Origin of the sequence: Legionella hackeliae, from assembly GCF_000953655.1 — a bacterium.
Lineage (GTDB): Bacteria > Pseudomonadota > Gammaproteobacteria > Legionellales > Legionellaceae > Tatlockia > Tatlockia hackeliae.
Genome location: NZ_LN681225.1, coordinates 2,672,297 through 2,690,732, shown reverse-complemented (window position 1 = coordinate 2,690,732; position 18,436 = coordinate 2,672,297). Strand labels below are relative to the sequence as shown.

Here is an 18,436-nt window from a genome sequence, read left to right as displayed (position 1 = left end):
TAGTTAACAAATTATTCATTTGCCTAATTGGTTGTTTCTACCTACGATAGTAGGAAAAACCCATCCAAATAACCTAGGGATAGAAGCATATGGAACAGGAATTCCTGGAAAATGTGACGTTTGATGAACTCACACTCGGACGTCAGGCAAGCCTTAGCAAGACTTTGACTAAAAACGATATTGCGCTTTTTGCAGCAATGTCAGGTGATGTCAATCCTGCGCATATGGATCCTAATTTTGCTGAAAGCGATATTTTCCACGGTGTTGTCGGGCATGGGATGTGGTTGGGTTCTTTAATTTCGGCTCTCTTGGGTACCGTTCTTCCTGGACCAGGAACAATTTATCTGGAACAGGATATAAAATTTAAAAAACCTGTTCGTATTGGTGATAACATAACAATTACCTTGATTGTCCATGATAAAGGCACCGATAAACCCATCGTGGTATTTGATTGTAAAGGGGTAAACCAACGAGGGGAAACTGTATTTGCAGGTTTAGCAACTGTTTTGGCGCCAATTAAAAAAATTCGTGTACAACGAGTCAATTTACCTGAGATTGAAATTCATAACCACGATCGTTTTCAAGCCATTATTCAATCTTGTGAAGGAATGGCAGCAATAAAAACGGCTGTAGTTCATCCTGTTAAAAGTGTCGTTTTGGAGTCTGCTGCAGACTCGATGAAGGCCGGGTTGATTATCCCAGTTTTGATTGGACCAATTAGCAAAATTAACCAAGCGGCAGCAGAATCAAAAATCGATATCTCAAAATGGAAAATCATTGATGTAGAGCACAGTGACGCTGCTGCAATGAAGGCTGTTGAGTTAGCTGCCGCAGGGGAAGTGGATGCCATTATGAAAGGTTCTTTGACCTCTCACGAATTACTGTCAGCAGTGGTCGCGGCATCGTCTAATCTACGAACCAAATATCGTATAAGTCATGCCTATTTGATGGATGTTCCCTCTTACCACAAGCCCCTTATCATTACAGATGCTGCAATTAATATCGAACCCAATGCAAGCCATAAAGCTGATATTTGCCAAAATGCAATCAATCTTTGGCGGATATTAAATGGCGATGATAAAAAACCAAAGGTGGCAATTGTTGCGGCAACTGAACTGATTAATCCACAAATGCAAGCAACTGTTGATGCGGCAACATTGTGTAAAATGGCTGATCGGGGGCAAATTATAGATGGTATCCTTGACGGTCCTCTCGCGCTAGACAATGCAATTAGCAAGCAAGCTGCTGAAGAAAAGGGTATCGTTTCACCCGTTGCAGGAGATGCGGATATTTTGTTGGTGCCCGATATAGAGTCTGGCAATATGATGGCAAAACAATTGACATTTTTAGGGCATGCGGATGCGGCTGGAATTGTTTTAGGAGCTCGGGTGCCAATTATTCTCACGAGCCGTGCCGATTCATTGCGTACTCGTCTTCTCTCTTGTGCATTGGCAGTTAAAATATCTGCTGCTCGTAAGGCAGGAAAAATTAAATGAACGCGAAATCCACTGACTGTATTTTAGTGATTAATACAGGGTCCTCCAGTGTCAAGTTTCAGCTATTTTTGAAATCGCCAAGCCTTGTGCTTCTCGCCAGAGGTAGCGTTTCGCATCTGGGTGGTGAACCACAATTGTCTATTGCCACAAACAGTGGGCTTGCACTTTCTATTGATAAAAAAATGCTTCCCATCAATAGTACTCACGAGGATGGATTGAAGCATATTCTTGCTTGGGTTGAATCTCAACACGAATTGGGACGACTTGTTGCAGTGGCACATCGAGTTGTACATGGTGGAACGGAATTCAAGCAGAGTTTGCTTTTAACACCAGAAATCCTGGAGCGTTTGTGGAAGTTATGCCCACTTGCTCCTTTGCACCAACCTCATAATTTAATGGCCATTAAAATTATTGCTGCGTTAAAACCTGACATTCCACAAATTGCGTGCTTTGACACTGCTTTCCACGCCAATCACGAGCCGTTATTCACAACCTACGCATTACCGCAAAAACTACGCGATGAAGGAATTCGGCGTTATGGTTTTCATGGACTTTCTTACGAATGGATTGCCTATACCTTGCTCCAAAATGAGTCAACGCTAGCTGCAGGCCGTGTCGTGGCGGCGCATCTGGGTAATGGAGCCAGTCTTTGCGCAATACATAATGGTGTTAGTATTGATACGACAATGGGAATGACGGCACTTGATGGGCTACCGATGGGAACGCGTTGTGGGAGTTTAGATCCAGGAGCAGTCATTTACATGGTCCGCGAATTGGGGATGTCTGCCGATGAAGTTGAGGCTATTCTTTATCAAGAGTCTGGCTTGGTTGGTTTATCTGAGTGGACAAATGATGTAAGTCTTTTGCAAAACAGTAGGAAGCCAAAGGCTCAATTTGCAATAGCCTATTACTGTTTAAAGGCGGCTCAATCAATCGGTATGATGGCTGTTGCTTTAGGCGGTGTTGATGGAATTATATTTACGGGTGGGATAGGAGAAAATTCTATTGCTGTGCGAGACGCTATTTTGAAACGACTTGAATTTCTTAAACCTTTTGAAACTCAGGTTATTCCGGCGAATGAAGAACGAATGATGGTTATTCATTCGCTGTCTATTCTTGAATAAGGACGACAAATGAAGCACTTAAAAGGACTTATAGTTGGTATAGCGAATGAAGATTCAATAGCTTGGGGTTGTGCTGACGTATTAAAGAAAGCTGGCGCAGAACTTGCGATTACCTATCAGAGTGAAAAAGCCAAGCCCCATGTAGCTTCTTTGGCAGAACGTCTTGCTTGCCCTATTTTTATGCCTCTTGATGTAACTAACGATGAGCAATTGCAACAACTGTTTCAAACAATACAAACGACTTGGGGGCAGTTGGATTTCGTGATTCATGCTGTGGCATTCGCGCCAAAAGCAGATTTACAAGGTCGTGTTGTTGATTGTTCTCGTGAGGGATTTCTACTCGCAATGGATATTTCCTGTCATTCTTTAATTAGGTTGGCAAAAGCAGCTGAACCACTGATGAAAAACGGTGGTTCTATTATCACCATGAGTTATTACGGCTCGGAAAAAGTAGTGAAAAATTATAATCTGATGGGCCCTGTGAAAGCCGCATTAGAAACTTCTGTGCGTTATCTTGCTGTCGAATTGGGCAGTAAAAAAATCAGAGTCAATGCGTTGTCTCCAGGCCCAGTTAAAACTCGAGCAGCATCCGGTTTGGCGGATTTTGATAGTCTTATGGAAAAAGCTGCCAATGAAGCTCCGCTGCATCAGCTGGTGACGCTTGAATCAATCGGTAATGCCTCCTTATTTTTAGTGACCGATGCCTCAAAATATATTACTGGTCAGGTTATCTACGTTGATGGTGGGTATAATATTCAAGACTAATCTTTAATCCACAGCTTATGTTGTTTGTGCCATTCTTCAATGGATAATTGCGGGTATTCTTTATAATGAATCTCATGCTTTCCATGGGGAATATCACACCAGTTGGCAGCATAATTTAGCATCATGTGAATGGTTTCTAGTGGTTTAGGGAGTGGGGTATCAATGGCTGAGGCGAAAGGATGAATCAAATCAGGCCAATTGGAATCAAAAATCCATAAAAAACTACCGCAGTTTTTGCAAAAAAGACGTTGAGTAGTACTTGGTTCAGAATGTTCATCCTTAGGGTCAAGCCTTGCTTGATAAATAGAAATAAATTCCTTACCTTTAACAGTGAGTGTATCTGCAACTGCCATGATATTAATGGTATAACCCCCACCTCCAGCTGTTTTCCGACAAATGGAACAATAGCAGCGCATAAAAGGATAGGGGCTATGAGTTTTGCAGTGAAATCGAACTGCTCGACAATGGCAAGAACCTTGTAACTCCATTACTTATCTCCCGATCTTATGAAAAGTCTATTATCCTATTTCTAAAATATTTTGGTGGTGCATCTCAACCTTTTGACGAAACAGGATCATGACCATGGCTGTCTCTTCTTAAAATTTTTCCATCCATTCCATGAATAAATAATTCGGTTCTTTCTCGTCGACTCATTTTACGAGCTGCGTCAATGGCTTTTTGTTGTGTTTCAAAATGTCTACTTGCTCTTGATGCCTGTTCTCTTTTCACATCCGAGCCACCAATTTTGTTATTAGGCACAACATGATAATCATTCGTATTCATGATGAATCTCCTATCCAAGAAGCTCTCTTATAAGTTTAGTTCATTCGCTTTTGCTTGCTTAAATTACTATGTCCCTTTACATTGATTCTTCTATAATTATTAGGTAGTTTGGGCATGGGACGCATTTCTACTATTCTGCAGTATATTTATGGTGGTAAAGATTTTGTTCAACCTCAATGGCAACTAATCGCTACTCAACATTTAAAAAAAATGAATGAAGGATATCACCTTGGTCGTTTCATCAATTGTATTGAAATTACCGTGCACGCTTACAAAGCAATCACAACAACAAAAGGTAATTTTTTTCCTAATGTCACACCCTTACCAAGTTTGCCACCATTAATCCCCGGTTATATGGAGCACCTTCAATCTCGAATGCTTCTTCTCGATAATACAAAAAATGCTCAATACCATTGGATGAGCGGATGTAGTTATGAACAATTATTTTCTTTCATAGCAGATAAGGCAATTCCTCTTTATAGCCATTTAATTGTTTTTGCAAAATTAAAAAAATTGCCAGGAGGGCATGCGCTCTCGGCCATTGTTGTACCCAATGCAGCAACTAGTGGTTTTGAGTTATTTTTTTATGATGCACAAGGTTTTTTGCCGGATTCATGGTTACATGCCGAACAATTTGATGAGTTTTACTCGGTTGAATCCCTGTATGTTTATGACTCTGAGGAATCCAGAAATGGGACTAAAAATTTTATTGATAAATGTAAATCCGAAGCTTTAAGTCCAGCAAATTTGGCAGAAAATAAAAAATCCAAGCCTCCAACGTCAGTGATGAATTATCCCGCCTTAATTAAGGAGAAATTAAAAGAGTTCGTCGAGCTGGAACTTTTCAGGCTAGAAGCTAAATTTATTGTGGCCTCAGGATACGATACAAGCTGGTTGCAGAAAAAGATGGAAGAGTATGAGCGCATACTCGATGAGTTATTTGCAGAGCAGGCGGGCCAAGAGATTTATCTTATGGTCGCTAAATTATTTATCCAGACTGCAAAACTCGTAAAAAATCACTCGTACTCCTACAATTGGTTTGATCCTCAATCACTCAAACATTTTCGTCTTTATTTTGAAAAATATATCTCTCTGGAAAAAATTCAGACAAAACAATCCATTGATGAGCAGAAAAATTATATTGCCTCATATCTGATTTGCGAAATTATGCGCCTTTCATTACTCAATGAGTACACTAATATCTATATTGATAAGAAAGTGGATCTGTATTTGCAGCAGTTAAAGAATTTGTTTTCAAAACCAAATACAACTGGGAGTCTTATAAAAATCATTAAAGATATTAGTAAAATATCATCAATAGCACGTCATTGGTTTAGCTTTTATGGCGCGAATTCCTCATCAATTGTATTCGATACCTACATAAAGCCCTTGCAAAAATGCTTGGTTCAATCCGCACAACAAACGTTAGAGTTTGGAGGGATAAATTTATTTGATGATTATGATGAAAGTACCTTTGGACCAGAAGGCAAAATTTAATGACATACATCCAGCGATTAGGATCCATAGTTTTCTTAATCGCTGGATGTATAAAGGTTTATTTAACAAATACGGGTTCAGGTTGATCAAAATTATAAATTATCCCAAAACCTACCTGGGCGGTATGGGGTCTAATTTTTGTAATTTTTGTAACAGTTCCAAACGGTTCAAAGACACTGCTTGTCACCCTCTCATAATCGATTTGGCTGTAATCCATCATTAATGTAAAACGAGGCGTTAATGCATGTCTAATCCCCAAACCGTAACGAATTCCACTCCGATTTTTAGTCATGCTTCGGATTGTAGGATCGGATTCAACAATTTTTAAACGACCATTGGCATAACCAATGCGACCATAAAATACAGTTGTATCGGATAAATAGTATCCAGGTAATAAACCCACACCCTCGCTCTTACGAATGTTAAAATAGGTTTTAGAAAAATTTTGATGGAGGTATTCATCATTCGTTAATTGATACTCAACAGAACTAAGATTTCCATTAATTTCGTCCGCTAAATAAAACTGGTTGTGTCGCCATGCATAACCACCAAAATAGAGCCAAAAACACCGAGTCCGGAAAAATGATTTCTATCTACAACACTAAATGTATTAGGCCGCGTAACATAAGCTGATTGGGTAAAACTGGCACCTTCGGGTCCGACACTTGCGCCAAGATATAAACCGGAGAAGCAAGGAGCAGATAACAGCAAGGAGGTCATAGCAACGACAGTTGTTTTCCGTAACATAGTGTTCCTTAATTATTTTTAAGACAGCATTGTGAATGACAGACGAGTGTTCAATCGTCATAACTATAAAGTCATTCCAAATTTATTTCCCGCTTTAACATTAGATACATTGGTCTCTGTCTTTGTGAAAATTAATTGAATAATTTCTTGGCTTATCATTGCTTTCACTTCCTCTTTTTTTTGAGGAGTTAGAAAAAAGAAATTTGCGAAGAAGCTCTTATAGACTTCATGTTCATTGGGTAAAGTGCAAGTACATAGCCAATTAATTTCGCGTAATTTATGGCACAGCTCATTCAAGAAAGTATTAGGAGGATTCAGTGGAAGAGATTGATTAAATTCCTCTTCAAGTTTCTGTGAATCAGCATAGGTAGCGAGTAACAACAAGGTATCAAATATTTCATGACGATGTGCTCTTTCAGTAGCATCTTTTGTATTTTCCAGTAGAAGATGTCCTGTGTTGATGAATTGCTCAATTTTTTGAGTATAGGCAGCAATTTCACTTTTAATCTTCATAGCATTTCTTCCTTTTTATGAGGCAAATGCTTGAGCACAGCCGTGTAACAAAAAGCACTTCCATAAATATTATCTCAGCAAACTGATCAAAATTAAATCTTTATTTCACTGAACTGAAATCAGTGGTGTTCGTTAAACCCTGGCTTTCAGGGAGGGAGGTAAAAAATTTATGGGTTAATAAATCAAGGTCGTTATCATGCAATAAGCATTGTTTGTGCACTTCTTTCAAGCTGCCGTAATGGCCATAGAGCACCAGCATTTGTAATAACTGTTTTTCAGGTCCCGTTGATTCCTGGATTTTCAATGTTAGTTGTTTAATATCGGTAATATTAAGATGAATTGTATTATTGACTTTTTTGGATACAATCAAAAAAGGTATGTTTTTTTCTCCAGACAGCATAATCTTATAACCAAGATCGAGTGCAGCAAATAGGGAGTCAATTTGAAATTCCGCTTTTTTCAACTTCTTAAAAAATAAACTATCATCACTTTTTGCATTCACGTTTACTCGTGATTTATTAAAGAATGAAGCTAATCTCGTTAAGGCTCCCTTTTCATTGCTAATTATTATTTTTCTCTCATTATGAGTATCTACTGTTGCAATTAAAGGGGGCTTGGTACCACGAGGTATGTTGGTATCGTATAATGCAATGGTGGAATTAGGTGCACAAAGTTTTAGAAGGTTAAGACTTGCCGTTTTGTGCATATTGATCAAACTCGTTGTATTCACATAGCGTCCCTTATCCGCTGAACTTGCATCGTCTTGTTTGGCTCGTTCATACGAGCGTTTTACAACTTGGGATATGTCATCCAGACAAGCACAGACAATAAGCGAATTATTATTCTTCCCCACCAATTCTTGATGGAAGGGCTTGTAAGTGACTCCATCAACAATGACATTGGGTCTTGTAGACGATTGCGACTTCAAACGTTCTTCAACTAATTCACTAATAAGGAAAGCGGTGTCTTGAGTACGAATAAAAATCTGGTCATTTTTTTGACTCTCAAAGGTTTCCGTATAAGGCAAACAAATACTGCGGTAGTCATCTGTAGCCAGTGAAACATAATCTTTTTTTGCTTCAGAATTAACATATTGGCTGGAAATGGTGCTTTTGCCGCTAGCAGCCGCTCCTAAAAATACGAAGTCGCGATTTTCAGCGATAGAGTAAACAGGTTTTTTTTCAAGTTTGTAAAATTTAGCATGTGTATCCAGGTATTTATCAAGAAATTTGGAGATCGCAAGATTGGTTAATGCTTTTCGAACTTTGTTTTTTTCGATTTCCAAACAAGACGTATAGCAGTGCTGATAATCGTGGGAGCCTTCTTCAAGATAGGGATATATCTTGGTCATTCTAATCTTGGCATTTTCCACACATCGTCGGTAATGACCGGATTCACTTAACCTATTTAAGGCTTGAGAAATCTCAACTTCAATGTCTGTAAACTCACAAGCATACTGACCACCCCAAATATCGTTATACAATTGTTGAGAAAATTTATTAACCTCTTCTACATCGATGCGATAGTCAGTAATTAATCTTGCAGCAATATTAAGTAAGAACGCTGTAGTTATTCGTGGTACTAAAACATCAGTGAGCCATTCAGCCTTAGCGATTTTGGCATGCATCAACTGAACTTGCACATCATCTATCATAAAGCCTGGTTGTAAAATCCGATTGTGTTCTAACTGAAGTTTTCTTTCATGATCACTCCAACTATTAAAATCTTTAAGCGTCAGAACATGTCTCATATGATAATGTTTAACCGCTTCTGCTTTGACTTCCGCTAATTTTCCGGGTTGATAGGTAAAAGAAGCGCTCGGCAAAATATCGTCAATACTCTCTTTAAAATGTAATGTGACTTGTTTACTTAAATTATCTAAAATCAAAGCCTTATGACCTTTATTGGTCAAGCTGCGTCTTATCCGTATGCTCCCTGATTGCTGAGTTGACTTTGTTTTTTCCGTGGATGTTTGGGCATGAGATTGAAGAATTTCTAATAGGGATTTCGAAGGTTGTTTAGGGGTTGTAAGCGTTAATTCTACTTCTGGAACAGGTAACGTGATTGTAGCCTTATAATCGGGATTATGCTTCATATTGTAGAACTCTATGGCTGCACTGAGTACTTTTTCTGTAAAGGTACTAATCCCCTGAATATCATCAGCTAAATTTCCGGGAATGACGTCAAGAATCACATTGTTTTTGTCATAAAGAATGGTCATGACATAGTCACTAGGCTTCACGTGGGTATAGGCAATTTCACTGAATTTATTTTTTCCAAGAGGGTCTAAATACGAATGGACGTGGAATGCCTCTTTTCCGCGTAAGATGTACATAATTTTAACGTCTTTGTCCCCGCCAAATTGCATTGCAATGGAATATTTCTCAGTCGCCGAGCGAGTGCCGTCGGCACCTGTGGCAGCAAATACATTGGCAGCAGTCGCTGAGCGTACTTCATGCTTTTTAATATTATTTTCCTGCCCCACTAGCAAGTGACTATCAGCCGTTATTTCACCACCACGAGTCATTTTTTTGGCAAATTGTTTTGTTTCTGCAAGCGAGTCAGATAAATAACCACCCCGAAAAGACAGGGCAGCTTGCCGAAGCGTGAGATTATCGTTTTGATAACTACGAGAAGCGTAATAGGAATGGGCATTGATTTTTAGCTGTACAGAAATATAGGTTTTAAGCTGATCTCTTAATACCCGAGCTGGAGCAATGGATAGTTCTTTGTCATCCACAAGTATTGTAGTTGTTTTGTCACTTATGTCTTTCACCATAACTGAGGACTTCTCATTAATCAGACCATGAATAACCTCCATTAAATTTAATTTCCATGTTTTAGACTCATCTTGGGGGTCTGACAAATATTGAATAACTTTTTCACTCGTAGTATTGAAAAGTAGTTTTTTTATGAAGCTATCAAAATTTCCCTCTGTCGAAGGAAAGGTATGACCTGGTTTTAATAAAGGCGTTGTGGCGTAGCATTCTTTTAGCCATTTTAAATGTTCAGTTAGCTGGTGAATTTTAATATCCAGCTCATTATCCTTTTCACTGGTCTCGTCTTCCAATGCAGCAATTAAAGCGATAATGTCTTTAATTACGACAGACATCTCTTTTATTTGTTTTGCAAATTCGTTATCGCTATGGACGTAGTTTTTTTCTTCTTCAACGAATTTATCAAGTGCAGTACAGTAATGCTCATATATTTCATTAACAATATGAGCTTTTAATCTCGGTAAATTGCCCTGGGCTAACCAGTGATAAAGGGTAAATTTATATTCCTCATCTTTCACTAAATCCAATGAAGGTAAGTGGGATAAAAATAAATCATGTTCTGGGTCACCGGCTAAATAATCCATACCTTTATGTTTTAAGGACAAGGTGTCATTGAGTGCTAATTCACCAGTGTGACCGCGTCGTGCAGCTATTTTTAAAATAGTAGGTAATAGACTTTTTAATTCTTCTTCAGAGGTTTGCGCTGTTAGAACATAGTTTAATAAACCTGAACTGATAACGTCAGTCACCCTTTTGCCAGAAGGCGTTATTACCGTGTAGCGCAGATTGCTGTCAATTATTTCAGCATAGAGCATATTGGGCTCTAATTTTTGACCTGGGGGCTTTAGAAGAAGGTCATAACTAATTGTTTTAAAAAAATCTAATAAAGAATTTTTGTTTATCTCTGTCGGGGGATGCACCATGGTGGATACATCTCGATTTTTATTAAACTCACTAGCCAGTTGCTGAGTAAATGATTTTAAAAATTTATCATATAAAGGTTCACTGGTTAAAAAACCAATCAATTGGAAATAATCATCACTCTCTTTGATCTTCTTAAAATTGGGAAAATTCTTCGTTAATTTTTTTTGTTGAAGCAAAAAATTGCGATAAAGTTGATTAAATTCTTCAACTGTTGAAATACCTGCTGATTTTACCTCTTTGAGTGTAAGCTTTGTTAATGATTGACCTGTGAGATGTACTGCTAATTTTTGTCTGAATAATAAATAATCGGGGTTATCATTCAGGACATCTAACGTATTACTAAGAATTGTGTCGTTAAATACAAATATTGAACCAAGCGCCTTAATGACTTCCTGTTGGATAGGAATACCTTTTTTTTCAGCATCTTGTAAGATGACAAAAGCTACTTCAGGAGCAATATTATCCCATTGAAACTGTTTGCCATTTTTAGTTTCTTGATAAGAGTAACTTGTTGCAGAGAGGCCTATCGCGCTACGCAAGGTACGATGATACTGATATCTTGGTATGTCAGAGTGGTTCGCGGAGCCAAAATTAATGCGCTGATTAGTGTATAAACGCGGCATAGGGTTACTCTGCTAAACAAATTAATGTGATCGAATAGTGGTAATATTTAACACATCTAGATTAATATTTTATTAAGAAATCAAATTTATTATAGCTTATCTTTTAGGACAGGCATGTCACGTGACATAAATTGCACGATAAAGTTTAAAGCGGATGCATGCTGCATTCCGCCTATTAAATAAGCGGAATGCAAGTAGTGAGAAAATTGTTATTCAATGCTTGTTAGGGATTTATAATTTTATTTTTAATATAAACGCCTGCTGCTTTTAAGTTGCTATCTGTAAAAGCTCCGCTTGAACAAGTATTTGTTTTCCAAATTGCACCAGAACGAAAATCATCGGAGTAGTTCCAATTTGTCCAGCCAATTTTCTTATTCGCCATAAGCTGCATATAGCGATCGGACATGACAAAATCATTTGCGCCATCACCAGTAAAAGTTTGTGTGCCAAACTCTGTAACAAAGATGGGCAATACCTGAGAAGCATTGTCTAATGCACTTAAATAATTATCTCTATGAGAAGCAGCATAAAAATGGAAGGTATACATAATATTTGAGAATTGAACAGGATTGTTCACGATTTCTTGATATGTTTGACCATCAGAAACGCCAAGAGAACTCCATGCCCGTGTACCAATAAGAATAGGTGCTTTGGGATCAATGGCTCTGATGACAGGAATGATTTCATTTGCATAATTTTTGATAGTCGCCCACGTTACACCATTGGGTTCATTTGCAATTTCATAGAGGATGTTGTTCTTATTTTTATGAGTGGTAGCAATGTCGCTAAAAAATTGCTTGGCTCTGGTCAGGTTGTAGTTTGGATCACCTGGATCAAGCATATGCCAATCCACAATGACATAGATACCACGGTTGTAAGCCTCATTAATCAGGGTACTTACTTCCTGAGTGAATTTTGTCGGATTGGTTTCATAACCACCTTCCTGTACATACATAGAAAGTCGAATGACATTGGCTTTAAAGTTATTAACGAGTGCATCTAATGACTGCGTGGTAATGCACGTACCCAATCCATACCATTGAAGGCCGTGAGTACTCATGCCTTTTAGTTGAACAGGATTTCCATGGACATTACAAAGCTTTGTACCACACACCGTTAATTGACCATTGACTGCAACAGGAGTACCAGTATTTTCAGCGGTAAGTGTTATAATTTCTGTTGCATTTGCTGTAACTGTTAAAGGTTGAGGTGAAAATTCAATGCGGTAACCTGCTACGGTTTCAGCGGACACCGTGTAAATTATACCTTCGGTCAGAGAAACAGTGCTTGAACCTGCACCATTCGTTAAATCAATAGTTTGAATTACGGCTGCTGAGTTGTTATTCGGGGTCAGCGTAATTGTCAATGAAGTCAGAGTGGTTGGAGCTCCGGAGACATTGAGCGAAACAGGACGTTGATTAACCTGCACACACTGATAAGTTAAATTGCTTACTGGGATTGTAGTAGCATTCGCAACCACACTGGCAGGCATGAAGTTTGGGCTACAGTTAAAGCCATTGTAGTTGATTGTTGCCGTAGATAAGCTATAAGTACCGCCTTCTTTTAGTTGAGTTATGGTGGTTGAGGTATTCCAAGCCAATGTCTGGGACATTGAGTTTCCAGTTTGGCTTTGTGTAAGTAACACTGAAGGATTACCCGTATATCCTGCCAATTCGGTAGGTAGTTCCTGCGGAGCAATGGTAATTTTACCTTTTTGCTCAACAAGAGTGTAACTCACAGTGGCATTAATCACTTGATTGGCAGCGACGGTGAAATTACTAGGTTGTACATTTCCCTGATAACTATTGCCATTGCTATCTGAGACAGTCTCCGCTGATAGACTATAATCCCCTGACGCTAATCCAGGCACAGTAACGTTCGATGCCCAGGGTAATTGAATGGTGTTGATAGTTTGCCCATTCATTGATAAATGAATAAGGGCATAATTTTGAGAGACATTATTTGGTTTACTAGAGGTATTATTTAATACTAATGATCCTGTTTCGATTGTACTGCCTAAGTAAACCTGAGTACTTCCCTCAACATGATTATCCGCACTGACCCCATATTTAATTTGTATAGAGTTACCAGCAGGTAATTTGGAGTCGACGCCAGGATAAGATGGGAAATGCAAATTAAATGTCGCTAAAAAACTGCCATCGGTTTGATTTTGCGAATAGATATTTAAAGTATTATCAGGGTAAGGTAATGGCGAAAAATCACCCCAAAAAGAGGTATTGACAGCTGTAGTGCTTTTAAAAGTAACAGTAGTGTTTTGAAAATCAACGACCTGTCCACAATTATTAGTCAATTTCAAAGTCACTGTTTTCCAATATTGATCACCAACTGCTGAAAATTTTGAAGTTACACACGCGGTTGGTTGGGCAACAGGTAGTGCTGCCACCCCTTGACTGAGGGCTAAGAAGCCTAAACTCAATAGATATTTTTTCAAAATATTGCTTCCTTTCAATAAAATGATAATTGACATCAGGACCTTATAGAGTTCTGATGTATGACTATTTTGCAATTTTTAAAACTATACCAATTTTCATTCAAAGTAAAATAAGAACAGGTTATAGCTGTGGATTATCATGAGTCCCAATAAGGAGTCTTTCATGTGCAAAAAATTTTACTTAAATCTGCTAGTTTTGCTGATAACTTTCGCAAAAATGCCTTTGGCAGTCGGGTCCTCATTTTATACCACCGATCATCAATTTATTTCTTATACAGATGTAGGGAAGGGCAAACCGTTGATCTTGATTCATGCATTTCCTACTGACCAACGTTTATGGGGGCCGCAGCAAGAAGGACTTAAGATGTATTTTCGTGTCATTACATTGGATTTATGGGGATTTGGTGAGTCTTCAGCAGTCAACAGTGATGGGAATGCAGTGTCTATGACAGAGTATGCAGATGAAGTAAAAACACTAATGGATCATTTAAATATTGATAAAGCGACTCTTGTTGGAGAGTCGATGGGTGGATATATTGCTCTTGCCTTTCTTGGGAAATATCCAAATCAATTAGACGGTTTAGTGCTTGCAAATACACAGTCTATTGCAGACAGTGAGGAAACCAAAGCCGCGCGAGAAAAAATAGCCATCGATATCCTTGAGCATGGAACAGAGGGTTTTATCAATGGTTTCATGATGAAAGCTCTTTCAACTGAGGTTGCTGAGGAAACGAAAGCATTGCTTTATCACATCATGAGTCTACAAAAACCTACTGCGATGGCATCGGCATTGCGAGGGATGGCATTGCGTCATGATTCTTCTGAATTGCTACAAGCGACTGCACTGCCAATACTAATCATTACTGGAGGTGACGATAAAGTAATTTCTCCACAACAAAGTAGGAAGATGCATATATTGGCTAAAAATAGCCAATTGATTGAATTTCCCAGAACAGGACATTTATCCAATTTGGAGCAAGCTCAACCATGGAATGAGGCCATTATTACTATGTTTTTAGGGTAGGGTCATCGATCGTTAAATGAATTAATCAATATTTCTAAAATTTTTACATCATTTCCCATATTTCCACAATAAAATCATAATTTGTTCATTATTCCTTAAGGTTTTCCCCCCTATAATTCTGACCAATGTGTTTATTCAATGAAAATGTAGGGTGAATTTATGCCTAAAGGTGCAGAAAAAAAGGTCAAAGAAAAGAAACATTCTTCTCCCAAGCAAGAACATCAATCACAGGAGGTGGTTACTGAAAAATCGCATGTAGTTACCTTTGTTAAGTATTTTGGCGAAGGATGGGATCATAGTGCGACTTATTTTGGAAAATCAAATGAGGTTTCCAAAGAGAATTATTTCAGTGTTTATCCGCAAAAAGAGGCGATGCCATCTATAGGTGATCCGGATGATGGTATTGCGACTGTGCGAATGATTATGCTTAACATGAAACGAATGTTATACACTAATATCCACCACGAAGATCCCTGTGAATTACAACAATTTCCCCATGAAAAAGTTGAGGTTGAGGTTTCCAAGGAGGAATTCGATAAAGCTTTCCAAATGGCTCAAAAAGAAAGAAAGAAAGCTATAAAAAAAGAAGCTAAGTATTCAGTGTTTTATTTTGAGGGCTCAACTTATTCTTGTGCAGGTCATCAGCATCGTATCCTGGACATTATTGCAACTCCGGATGAAAAAAAATTATTCAAGCCTACCGGAAAAATATGGCCAACGCATACCTTTGAAAATGCCAAACAAGTGGCTCAATGCCGTAAAAAAAGTTTATCTCGAGCGGCTCAAGAAATGTCCCTTCCTCATGAGGAATCTGTTGAGACCAAGAAGGCATTACCGAAATTCAGTTTATTTAATAGTGTAAGCAATTTGGCAAGCCTATTGAGCAAGGCCCAAAATGAAAAACGAGAGCGTTACGGCATCCCTATTGGCAAAATCTAGTATTCAGCCCAGGAGCTTAATTTCCTGGGCTAGACATACTTAAAAATAGGTTAATCGTTCAATCTTCATTGTATCGTTAAATTCATTGTCTGGCTTCGAATTGGAGAACCAACCTCTTTTAGCGACCGAAACTAAGGGTTTGGGGGACGATGAAGGGGTTTGGCTAACTTGTCGGGATTGGCTGACTTGCCGTACTCGGTTGAAATGGGCCTGTGGCCAAACGATTGCTTTTTCCCAAAAACTGGGCGCGGCCAAAGAGGATTCTGGGGTGGAGTGAGTAATTTTCTCTAATACTTTTTGCGAGCCATAAGCACAGGAACTTCCAAAAAAACTAAACGCGGAATATTTGATATCCCCACTTTGGCCAGCAAGGACCTGTTGATCAATTAAATTCTTAGCTTGCTGATATTCTTCTGGTGTCACAGGAACCTCTATTTTTTCATAGGGGTATTCTGTTAATTCATTTTCGTTTCCGAAAGCCATCGGTATTGAAACAATGGGTTGTATAATGTTTCGCCATAACTCTAATGCTTTGGTAGCGCTATCATCGGGATCGTGAAATTGATTCGAGGTGGGGTGAGGATGGAAATGCGTAACAGGATGAATACTTAAATAATGTGAGCCTGCTTGCACCGCACTATGAGACCAGGGACTAGCACTTTGATAATTAATAAATACAACTTTATCCGTATAGACAGGACTTGGTAAGTCCTCTGATGTCGATGAAATAGAGATTATTTCCCTTTTTTCTTGCATAATGTTCTCCCGTTGTATCAATTACAGCCTAACTATGCAAACTGTAATTTTCTTTTCCATATTCAGTAGGTTGGATATCTAGCATGAGTTGCAAAATAACGGCAATGGTAACATGCTTTAAATTTTTATCAAAATGTCTATATTTATCATGATATTAATAAAAATTAAGCAAACTTCGATTCAATTGCCCTTACATTTTTATCCTGAATATGTCTTATAACAAGTAATGAAAATGTGGCTAGTATAGAAACAATAATCAAATACAGTGCTGGTGTAGTTATCCAGCCAGTATAGTAAATAAGGGATAGAGAAATAAATGGAGTTAGCCCACCAAAAATAGCAAAACCTAAATTATAACTCACTGCAATTCCTGTGTAGCGAATTTTTGTTGGGAATAATTCACTAAGAAATCTCGGAATCATCCCTGCAGAAAGACCCATCAACAATGAGCTGACTAACAAGGCTAAAAAATAGAATTGAGGATAGTAAACGTAAATAAGAAAGATAGGGTAAGCGAGCAGGGCCGTTGCCAATATAAGAATCATGATTAATTTTCTTGGATTAAAAATGTCTGTTAAGTACCCAAAGAAAATACTTAAAATCGAACCTAAGGCAATAGAAACTGTACGCTGCCAAATGTAGGCATTGGGTGGTAACGCTAAAACTTCAGTAAAGTAAGCGGGAATAAACAAAAAAAGTGAAGTAATAATGACAGCACAAAGTGCCGCTAAAAATGCGCCTGCTATCATACAAGGAAAATGGTATTTAAGGACATGGAAAAAAGGAAATTCTACGACAGCTTTTTCAATCGCTAAAAATTGCGAGGATTCATGCAATTCTTTTCGCAGTAAATAGCTAAAAAGACCAAATATACCCCCAAGAATAAAGGGAATTCTCCAACCATAAGAATGCATTTGTGATGTGGATAACAGGCTCACAATTAATGCGTTTACTACAGAACCTAAAACAATGCCAAGGGTAAGTGCACAAAAAATGATACCACAAGCAAAACCTTTATAGTGCGGAAAGGACTCACTGACATAAGTGATGGCGCCAGGAATCTCACCACCAATAGAAAGACCTTGAATAACACGTAATCCAATCACTAAAACTGGTGCTGTCATACCAATGGTTGAATAGGTTGGCATAAGACCTATCCCTAGCGTTGCAAATGCCATCATAAAAATCGATATTGTAAATGTTACCTTGCGACCAATACGATCCCCAAAATGACCAAAAACAATACCACCCAAAGGTCTTACAAGGTAACCGATGGCGAAGGTGGCAAAGGTGATTAATAAACTGGCGAGTTTATCTGAGGCAGGGAAAAAGGAAGACGAAATATAGCTTGCAAACAACGCAAAAATGATAAAATCATAAAATTCCAATACACCACCCAAGCTGGAAAGTATTAATAATTTGCGTTGATCGTTTTGCACTTAAGCTCCCTGGAAATTGTATTAACCTGCATGCTATTGATTACCTTCTGAAAATCTGCCAAAAGTATATCTACAAAAATTACAGCTCGCTAGAGATGTTAATCAATCCACCTAACCTTGGCGCTGGATGCCTCGGACAAGCCGAGGCAGGTAGGGCGCGAGACAGGGAATCAGATTTCTCTCTACGTACCTAGGCTTGTGTATAGCAAAAGGAGATAGGTAGGGCGCGAGACAAGGAATCAGATTTCTCTCTACGTACCTAGGCTTGTGTATAGCAAAGGGAGATAGGTAGGGCAGGAGACAGGGAATCAGATTTCTCTCTACGTAGCTAGGCTTGTGTATAGCAAAGAGAAATAGGTGGGGCAGGAGACAGGGAATCAGATTTCTCTCTACGTACCTAGGCTTGTGTATAGCAAAGGGAGATAGGTAGGGCGCGAGACAAGGAATCAGATTTCTCTCTACGTACCTAGGCTTGTGTATAGCAAAGAGAAATAGGTGGGGCAGGAGACAGGGAATCAGATTTCTCTCTACGTACCTAGGCTTGTGTATAGCAAAGAGAAATAGGTGGGGCAGGAGA

15 protein-coding genes are annotated in these 18,436 nt (G+C 38.6%); 6 read left to right on the top strand and 9 right to left on the bottom strand.

What is annotated here, in order from left to right:
• Positions 1-89: 89 nt before the first annotated feature.
• The 3 genes from LHA_RS11850 to fabI are packed head-to-tail and all read left to right on the top strand — an operon-like array spanning position 90 to position 3,385.
• The gene (locus LHA_RS11850; RefSeq protein WP_045106736.1) at positions 90-1,496 is read left to right on the top strand and encodes a bifunctional enoyl-CoA hydratase/phosphate acetyltransferase; all 1,407 of its coding nucleotides are present in this window, start codon (positions 90-92) and stop codon (positions 1,494-1,496) included.
• The gene (locus LHA_RS16815; protein WP_045106735.1) at positions 1,493-2,620 is read left to right on the top strand and encodes an acetate/propionate family kinase; all 1,128 of its coding nucleotides are present in this window, start codon (positions 1,493-1,495) and stop codon (positions 2,618-2,620) included. The genes LHA_RS11850 and LHA_RS16815 overlap by 4 nt, the downstream gene beginning before the upstream one ends.
• A gap of 9 nt (positions 2,621-2,629) precedes the next feature.
• Positions 2,630-3,385: an enoyl-ACP reductase FabI gene (fabI, locus tag LHA_RS16810; RefSeq protein ID WP_045106734.1), complete on the top strand. Its 756-nt coding sequence runs from the start codon at positions 2,630-2,632 to the stop codon at positions 3,383-3,385.
• Here fabI and LHA_RS11835 read toward each other — a convergent pair.
• Together LHA_RS11835 and LHA_RS11830 are read right to left on the bottom strand one after the other, a co-directional pair.
• Positions 3,382-3,873, bottom strand: coding sequence for a GFA family protein (locus LHA_RS11835; RefSeq protein ID WP_045106733.1), 492 nt, complete (start codon positions 3,871-3,873; stop codon positions 3,382-3,384). The genes fabI and LHA_RS11835 overlap by 4 nt on opposite strands.
• Positions 3,874-3,937: 64 nt before the next feature.
• Positions 3,938-4,168 (bottom strand): DUF2188 domain-containing protein, encoded by a 231-nt coding sequence (locus LHA_RS11830; protein ID WP_045106732.1) that lies wholly within the window; start codon positions 4,166-4,168, stop codon positions 3,938-3,940.
• Between the two features lie 114 nt (positions 4,169-4,282).
• On the opposite strand from LHA_RS11830, the gene LHA_RS11825 reads away from it, so the two are divergent.
• Positions 4,283-5,665, top strand: coding sequence for a hypothetical protein (locus LHA_RS11825; RefSeq protein ID WP_045106731.1), 1,383 nt, complete (start codon positions 4,283-4,285; stop codon positions 5,663-5,665).
• A 58-nt stretch (positions 5,666-5,723) separates the two neighbouring features.
• On the opposite strand, the gene LHA_RS17360 is transcribed toward LHA_RS11825, so the two are convergent.
• From LHA_RS17360 to LHA_RS17160, 5 genes are all read right to left on the bottom strand, one after another.
• Positions 5,724-6,170, bottom strand: coding sequence for an outer membrane protein (locus LHA_RS17360; protein ID WP_231862010.1), 447 nt, complete (start codon positions 6,168-6,170; stop codon positions 5,724-5,726).
• An 8-nt stretch (positions 6,171-6,178) separates the two neighbouring features.
• Positions 6,179-6,412, bottom strand: a complete 234-nt coding sequence (locus LHA_RS17355; protein ID WP_231861908.1) for a hypothetical protein — start codon at positions 6,410-6,412, stop codon at positions 6,179-6,181.
• Between the two features lie 63 nt (positions 6,413-6,475).
• Positions 6,476-6,925, bottom strand: coding sequence for a hypothetical protein (locus LHA_RS11815; protein ID WP_045106730.1), 450 nt, complete (start codon positions 6,923-6,925; stop codon positions 6,476-6,478).
• A 100-nt stretch (positions 6,926-7,025) separates the two neighbouring features.
• Positions 7,026-11,249, bottom strand: coding sequence for a hypothetical protein (locus LHA_RS11810; protein WP_052673708.1), 4,224 nt, complete (start codon positions 11,247-11,249; stop codon positions 7,026-7,028).
• A gap of 223 nt (positions 11,250-11,472) precedes the next feature.
• Positions 11,473-13,701: a glycoside hydrolase family 5 protein gene (locus tag LHA_RS17160; RefSeq protein ID WP_197541143.1), complete on the bottom strand. Its 2,229-nt coding sequence runs from the start codon at positions 13,699-13,701 to the stop codon at positions 11,473-11,475.
• A gap of 163 nt (positions 13,702-13,864) precedes the next feature.
• Here LHA_RS17160 and LHA_RS11795 point away from each other — a divergent pair, with 163 nt between their 5' ends.
• Positions 13,865-14,725: an alpha/beta fold hydrolase gene (locus LHA_RS11795; protein WP_082060342.1), complete on the top strand. Its 861-nt coding sequence runs from the start codon at positions 13,865-13,867 to the stop codon at positions 14,723-14,725.
• Positions 14,726-14,884: 159 nt separating this feature from the next.
• Positions 14,885-15,664 (top strand): hypothetical protein, encoded by a 780-nt coding sequence (locus tag LHA_RS11790; RefSeq protein WP_045106728.1) that lies wholly within the window; start codon positions 14,885-14,887, stop codon positions 15,662-15,664.
• A gap of 39 nt (positions 15,665-15,703) precedes the next feature.
• Here the strand turns inward: LHA_RS11790 and LHA_RS11785 are convergent, their stop codons facing one another.
• Together LHA_RS11785 and LHA_RS11780 are read right to left on the bottom strand one after the other, a co-directional pair.
• Positions 15,704-16,420: a hypothetical protein gene (locus LHA_RS11785; protein ID WP_045106727.1), complete on the bottom strand. Its 717-nt coding sequence runs from the start codon at positions 16,418-16,420 to the stop codon at positions 15,704-15,706.
• Positions 16,421-16,584: 164 nt separating this feature from the next.
• Entirely contained in the window at positions 16,585-17,859 is a 1,275-nt protein-coding gene (locus LHA_RS11780; protein ID WP_045106726.1) for an MFS transporter, read from the bottom strand.
• Positions 17,860-18,436 lie beyond the last annotated feature (577 nt).